3 protein-coding genes are annotated in these 7,233 nt (G+C 67.6%); all 3 read right to left on the bottom strand.

All coding sequences use genetic code 11. The annotated features are described in order from the left end of the window. Positions 1 to 417 precede the first annotated feature (417 nt). On the bottom strand, positions 418 to 1,878 hold the full coding sequence (gene selO / locus FFS62_RS22670) for a protein adenylyltransferase SelO (RefSeq protein WP_137975128.1): 1,461 nt from the start codon (positions 1,876 to 1,878) through the stop codon (positions 418 to 420). A gap of 69 nt (positions 1,879 to 1,947) precedes the next feature. Further along, positions 1,948 to 5,262, bottom strand: coding sequence for a mechanosensitive channel MscK (mscK, locus tag FFS62_RS22665; RefSeq protein WP_137975127.1), 3,315 nt, complete (start codon positions 5,260 to 5,262; stop codon positions 1,948 to 1,950). 88 nt (positions 5,263 to 5,350) lie between these two features. Further along, on the bottom strand, positions 5,351 to 7,093 hold the full coding sequence (locus tag FFS62_RS22660; protein ID WP_137975126.1) for a potassium/proton antiporter: 1,743 nt from the start codon (positions 7,091 to 7,093) through the stop codon (positions 5,351 to 5,353). Positions 7,094 to 7,233: the final 140 nt, after the last annotated feature.

The following is a 7,233-nucleotide window of genomic DNA, read 5'->3' as shown; positions in this document are numbered from 1 at the left end:
GCTGCGGGCCAGGTGTGGCGGGGGTTGCGGCGCGGCTAGAAGAAATCCGGGAGGCGCCTTGTGCGGGGCGTCACGGAAGGTTGTGCAATATCTGGCGCAGGGCTGTGCAGGGGGTTGCGCAGGGTGCCTGAGGCCCGTGAGTCGGGCGCTGGGGCGTGGTTGAGAAGGGCGTGGCGAGGCGGGTGTGCAAGGAGTTGCGCAGTGGCATGGTGTACTGCCTGCGGCGAGTACACCCTACGTGGAGATGCAGGAGCGCATCTGTGTAGCTGAACGACCCTCACCCCGGCCCTCTGGACTCACCACCTCCCTGTGGCTCGGTCTATGGCCAGCTGACGCTGCCCACATCGTCTGTCCTGCCGATCTATCCCGGGGGAGAGGGGCGTTGGGCGGGGGAGTTCGCGTCAGGGGCAGGTCGGCTCAGGACGAGCAGCTGATCTCCAGATGCTTGCCCCATTCCGGTGGGCGCTCGGTGTAGCGCTGCATGCCAGGCTGTTCCTCGAAGGGGCGCGAGAGCACCGCGTGCAGTTCGCGCACCGGGGCGTAATCGCCTTGCTCGGCGGCGCTGATGGCGTTCTGCGCCAGGTAGTTGCGCAGCAGGTAGAGCGGGTTGACCGCGTGCATGCGTGCCTGGCGCTCGGCCTGCTCGCCACCTTCCTGTACGGCGCGCGCCTGATATTCCTGGCCCCACTGATCGAAGCCGGCGAGGTCGACGAAGTCTTCGCGCAGGGTCTTGATGGCATCGGCCGGTGCCTGCTCGCCGAGGCGACGGAAGAACAGGTTGTAGTCCACCGCGCTGGTCTGCATCAGCTGCAGCAGGCGCTCGATCAGCGCGGCGTCGCGCTCGTCGGCGGTGGTCAGGCCGAGGCGGCGGCGCATCAGGTCCTGGTAGTGGGCCTGGAACAGCGGTAGGAACAGGCCCAGGGATTCGCGCAGCTGCTCCACCCCGACGAAAGGCGTGAGGGCCTGGGCCAGGGCGCTGAGGTTCCAGTGGGCGATGGGCACCTGGTTGCTGAAACTGTAGCGGCCCGAGTCGTCCGAGTGGTTGCAGATATGGTTGGCGTCGAAGTCGTCGAGGAAGGCGTAGGGGCCGTAGTCGAAGGTGATGCCGAGGATCGACATGTTGTCGCTGTTCATCACCCCGTGGCAGAAGCCGTAGGCCTGCCACTTGGCGATCAGCTCGGCGTTGCGCCCGACGATCTCGCGGAACATCGCCGCCCAGGGATTCTCCGCCGCCAGGCACTCGGGGAAATGGCAGGCCAGTACGTGCTCACCCAGCTCCTTCAGGCGCTCGTGCTGGTTGGTGTAGTAGAAGTACTCGAAGTGGCCGAAGCGTACATGGCTGGGCGCCAGGCGCAGCAGCATGGCGCCGGTCTCCTGCCGCTCGCGCCATACCGGCGTGCTCGAGCCGGTGACGCACAGGGCGCGCGAGGTCGGGATGCCGAGGGCATGCATGTATTCGCTGGCGAGGAATTCGCGGATCGAGCTGCGCAGCACGGCGCGACCGTCGCCCATGCGCGAGTAGGGGGTCTGGCCGGCGCCTTTGAGGTGCAGGTCCCAGTGCTCGCCGGCATCGTTGACCACCTCGCCCAGCAGCAGGCCGCGGCCATCGCCCAGGCGCGGGTTGTAGACGCCGAACTGGTGCCCGGAATAGACCATGGCGCGTGGCTCGGCATCGCTCCACAGCTTGTGCCCGGCGAACAGCTGGGCGAACACCTCGGTTTCCGCCTCGGCCGGGTCGAGATCGAGCAGGGCCATGGCCGCCGGACTGGCCACCACCAGGCGCGGCTCGTCCAGCGGCTCGGGCAGCACCTCGGTGGAAAAGGCGTCGCCCAGGCGGGCGAAGCGGTTGTCGAACTGCAGCGCGTCGAGAGTCTTCATGGGCTCAGCTTGTCACGGGCGCGGGGCCCCGGGGAAATCGCCGGGATGAGTGGTCCCGGCGCTTGAGTGTCAGCGCGGCGGCTGTTGCGGAGTGGTTTCCTCGGTGTCGGCCGGCTCCGGGTGAACGGCGGAGCGGCGGCTGAAGACCACGTCCATCTTCGGCGTCGAAGCGATGTTGATGTCGTTGTCCTGGAACAGCTGGTCGATGCGCCGGTTCAGCTCGTCGGTGGCCAGGCCGCGGTCGCCGAGTTCGCGCACGTACACCTTGAGCTCGTGCTCCAGGGTGCTCGCGCCGTAGGTCTTCAGCTGCACGTTGGGCGCCGGGTCGCGCAGCACGCGGCTGTTCTCCTGGGCGGCCTGTAGCAGCAGCTTGCGCACCAGCTCCAGGTTGGCGCCGCGATTGACCGTGTAGACCAGCACGACGCGGGTCACGGTGTCGGTCAGGGTCCAGTTGATCAGCTGGCTGGTGAGGAGGATCTGGTTCGGCACTATCACTTCCTTGCGGTCGCTGTCGGTGATGTGCGTGGCGCGGATGCGGATGCGGTTGACCGTACCGGTGACGGTGCCGATGGTCACCAGGTCGCCGATGCGGATCGGCCGCTCGAACAGCAGGATCAGGCCGGAGATGAAGTTAGCGAAGATCGCCTGCATGCCGAAGCCGATACCCACCGAGAGCGCGGCGACCAGCCACTGCAGCTTGTCCCAGCTGACCCCGAGGGTGGACAGCGCGGTGACGAAGCCGATGCCGGCGATGGCGTAGGACAGCAGGGTGGTGGTGGCGTAGGCGCTGCCCTGGGCCAGGCGCAGCTTGGACAGCACCAGCACCTCCAGCAGGCCGGGCAGGTTGCGCGCCAGGGCGGCGGTGATGCCGGCGATGATCAGCGCGCCGAGTACGTCGAGCAGGCTGATGGGGATCTGCGTGGCGGTGGCGCCGGTGCCGGCGGAGTACTGGTACAGGTTGATCTGGTCGAGGTAGGCGAACACGCTGATCAGGTCGGCCCAGACCAGGTACATGCAGGCGAGGAAACCGCCGAGCAAGGCCAGGCGGATCAGGCGCAGGGACTGCTGATTGATCTGGTCGATGTCCATGGCCGGTTCTTCGACCACTACCTCATCGCCGTCCTCGTTCTCCTTGGTCTGCGCCTGGCGCTTGGCCAGGACCCGGGCGTAGGCCAGGCGGCGCGCGGCAACGGCCAGGCCGCGGACGAAGGCGGCCTCGATCAGCAGCGCGAGGATCAGCAGGTAGAGGGTGTTGATCAGGCGGTCGGTGAGCTTGAGCGAGGTGTAGTAGTAGCCGAAGCCGACCGCGACGATGAACGCCAGCGGCAGCACGGAGACGCCGATGCCGAGCAGCAGGCGGAACGGCGAGGTCTGCTCGCGCATCGGCTCGGCCAGCAGCAGCTTGCTGAGGATCAGGGTCATCAGCGCGTAGCCGGTGAGCACCACGAGGATGCCGACCACGTCTTCGGCCAGGGCCTGCGGCTGATGCTCGGCAACGGTCACCACCGCCACCAGCGCCATCACCACCAGGCCCAGGCGGCGCACCTGCTTGCTCAGTAGTGCTACCTGCGGCCGCGGCCAGCGGAAGTGCAGCTCGGCCACGCCACCGGGGGAGAGGATGCGGTACAGGGTGTAGAACACCAGCCAGGCCTGGGCCATGTCGATCAGCGCGCTGCCGAGAGTGGCGTTCTGGCCGCGGGCGTCGATCAGCAGGGCCACGCCGCACAGGGTGAGGAACAGGGTCACCGGCAGGGCCAGCAGCACGTTGAGGAAGATCGCCATCGGCGTGTGCATCTGGCTGTCGCGCTTGTAGTGGCCGATGTCCTCGTGCAGCGCCTGCAACTTGGCGTACAGCCAGCTGCGCCGCCACAGCAGCCCGCCGATCAGCAGCAGCAGCGGAATGAACAGCCAGGGGCGGTCGACCAGGCCGGCGCCCAGCTCGCGCACGCCGGCGCCCCAGGGCATGGTCTTCAGCTGGCGCTCCAGCAGGTGCGGCATCTGCTGCAGCCAGGCCAGGTCGAGCGGCTTGTTGCTGGGAATCCAGAACATCTGCTCGTCCAGCGTGGCGCGCAGGGTGCCGATCATTTCCTGCAGCTGCTTCTGGTTCAGCTGCAGGGTGATGGACTCGTTGAGCAGGGTGTTCAGCTCACGGTTCATGTGCTGCAGCAGGTCGTTGCGGGTGGTCGCCAGGTCCAGGAGGGTCTTGCGCAGCTCGGGCGTGACCTGCTCGCTCGGCTGGCTGGCCAGCAGGCCGTCGACATAGGCGTTGAGATCGCCCAGCTTGTCGCGCTGCTGGTTCAGCTCGAACTGGTACAGGCGGATGTCGGCGATCTCGTCGGCCAGGTTGCGGTCCAGCTGCGGCTTGGGCAGAGCCTGCTTCTGCTGGTAGAGAATCTTGGCCAGCAGCAGGCTGCCCTTGAGCACGCTGACCTGTTCGTCCAGGGCCTGGGCGGCCTGGCTGACGCTGTCCAGCTGCTGCTTGGTCTCCAGGTTCATCCGGGTCAGCTGGTTGAGGCGCTCGGTGGCGCGCAGCAGGTAATCGGAAATCTTCAGATTGGTGGCGCTTTCCTGGGCCAGCAGGCTGTCCGGCGTGGCCTTCTCGGCCTCGCGGGAGAGTTCGGCAACGGTCTTCTCCGAGCTGACCCGGCGCTTGTCGCTGATCAGCGCCTGCAGGTCGAGGCTCTCCTGGTCCAGGCGGCGGATGCGCTCCTGCAGCAGCTCGTGGCGGGCGCTGCCGAGGTCCTGCAGCAGGCTGTTGCCGGCCAGCTCCTGGCGGCGCAGCGCGGTCTGCGCATCGAGGGCGGCCAGTTCGGCATTGAGTTCACCGCGGCGCTCGGCGGTCAGGGACTTGCCCGCTTCCTTGCCGACCTTGAGCAGATTGTTGATCTGCATGGCGCGGGTCTGGTTGGCGCTGATCTCGGCCTGGGCGCGTTCGGGGCGGGTCTGCGCGGTGATCAGCAGGCTGCTGGCCTCGGCCAGTTCCTGCTGCCAGCCACTGAGCTTGACGCTGCGCTCGCTGAGTTGCTGCTCCAGCTGCTCCACGCTGGCGCGGGCGTAGCGGGTGGCGACGTTGACCGGCTGGCCGGCCTTGAGACGGGTCAGCTCGCGCTGGGCCTCGCTGGTCAGGCGCGGAGCGTCGCGCAGCTGGACCTTCAGCGCGTCGAGCTTCTGCTGGCTCTCGTCGCGGGCGGCGAGGAAGCTCAGGGTCTGCTCCAGCTGGGCCTTGATCTCGCTCTGTTCGGGCTCCGCCAGCTTGCGGTCGGCCAGGGCGGCGAGGCTGTCCTGCACGGCCTTGGTCGCCGGTGGCTCGGCGGCGGCAACGGGATGGGCGGCCAGGCACAGGCCAAGAATCAGGGTAGCGAAGAGGGGACGCAGAAGAGACATGGTCGCGGGCGCGGCTCGTAACGGAAATGCGGCTAATGATATGCCAGGCGCAACGCGGGCGCTGCCGCCCGCATCACTTTCGCCTGGCCTAGAGGAAGAGCCCGGGCTTGGCCTGACCTTCGGGGAATCGGACGCCGACCTTGCGCACCTTGTTCCCTTCCATCAGGGCCACGGTCCAGGTCAGGCCGTTCCATTCCACCTGGTCGCCGAGAATCGGCTGGCCGCCGATCTCGTGGGCGATGAAGCGGCCCAGCGGCTGACTGCCATCCTCGTCGCCGAGCTTGAGACCGTACAGGGCGGCGATCGCGCTGAGCTGGGCGTCGCCCTCCAGCACGAAGTCGCCGAAGAAGCGCAGGTCGGCGCTGCGCTGCGGCGCCTGGCTGAACAGCTTGCCGAGGGCGGACAGGTCGTGTTCGTGGCCGACTACGCAGAGGATGTCGCCGGCGTCCAGGGTCGTACTGCCGGACGGGTGCAGCAGCTCGGTGCCGCGGAACAGCGCGGCGACGCGGGTGCCTTCCGGCATCTTCAACTCGCGCAGCGGCGCGCCGATGCACCACTTCTCCGCGCCCAGGCGATAGATGAACAGCTCCCACTCGCTGGTCGGATGGATCTCCAAGCCGGCACGCGAGATCGGCGCCGGCTCCGGCGGTACGGTGACGCGCAGCAGCTTGGCCGCCAGCGGCAGGCTGGCGCCCTGCAGCAGCAGCGATACCAGGACGATGAAGAAGGCCAGGTTGAAGTACAGCTGCGAGTGTTCCAGGCCGGCCATCATCGGGAACACGGCGAGAATGATCGGCACCGCGCCGCGCAGGCCGACCCAGGCGATGAAGATCTTCTCGCGGTCGTGGAAGGCGCGGAACGGCAGCAGACCGATCACTACCGATAGCGGGCGGGCGAACAGGATCATCCACAGCGCCAGGCCCAGCGCCGGGATGGCGATGGGCAGCAGGTCATGCGGCGTCACCAGCAGGCCGAGCACCAGAAACATGCCGATCTGCGCCAGCCAGGCCATGCCGTCGAGCATGTGCAGGATGCTGTGGCGCGAGCGGATCGGCCGGTTGCCCAGCACCAGGCCGCACAGGTAGGCGGCGAGGATGCCGCTGCCGTGCATGAAGTTGGTCAGGGCGAACACCAGCAGGCCGCCGCTCACCACCAGCAGCGGATACAGGCCGTTGGGCAGGCTGACCCGGTTGATCAGCTGCAGCAGCACCCAGCCGCCGCTAAGGCCGAGCGCGGCGCCGATGCCGAACTCGCTGAGCAGGTGGCCGATGAAGGCGATGCTGAAGTCGCTCTGGCCCTTGGCGAGCATGTCGATCAGGGTCACGGTGAGGAACACCGCCATCGGATCGTTGCTGCCAGACTCGATTTCCAGGGTCGCCGTGACCCGTTCGTTGAGGCCCTTGCCGCCGAGCAGGGAGAACACTGCGGCGGCATCGGTGGAGCCGACGATGGCGCCGATCAGCAGGCCCTGCATCATGTTCAGGTCGAACAGCCAGGCGGCGGCCATGCCGGTCAGGCCGGTGGTGATCAGCACGCCCACCGTGGCCAGCGACAGTGCCGGCCACAAGGCCACGCGGAAGCTCGACACCCGTGTGCGCAGGCCGCCGTCGAGGAGGATGATGGCTAGCGCCAGGTTGCCCACCAGGTAGGCCATCGGGTAGTTGCTGAAGCCAATGCCGCCGGGGCCGTCGACGCCGGCGACCATGCCCACGGCGAGGATGATCACCAGGATCGGGATGCCCAGGCGCGAGGATACCGAGCTGACCAGGATGCTCGCGCCCACCAGCAATGCACCGATCAGGAACAGGCTATTGATGGCGCTGGCGTCCAAGGGCGTACTCCGGGCGAGAAGGCGAGGGGCGACGCTCCAGGTTCTGTTCACGTGCGGTCGCGGCCGCAGGGGTCGTCAACAGATCCTAAGCAGAGATCATGCCGGATAATAACCCGCCGCTTTGCTCTCCTGTCAAAAGG

The sequence above is a fragment of the Pseudomonas sp. F(2018) genome, assembly GCF_005508865.1.
Lineage (GTDB): Bacteria > Pseudomonadota > Gammaproteobacteria > Pseudomonadales > Pseudomonadaceae > Aquipseudomonas.
This window is presented reverse-complemented; position numbering and strand designations above follow the sequence as displayed.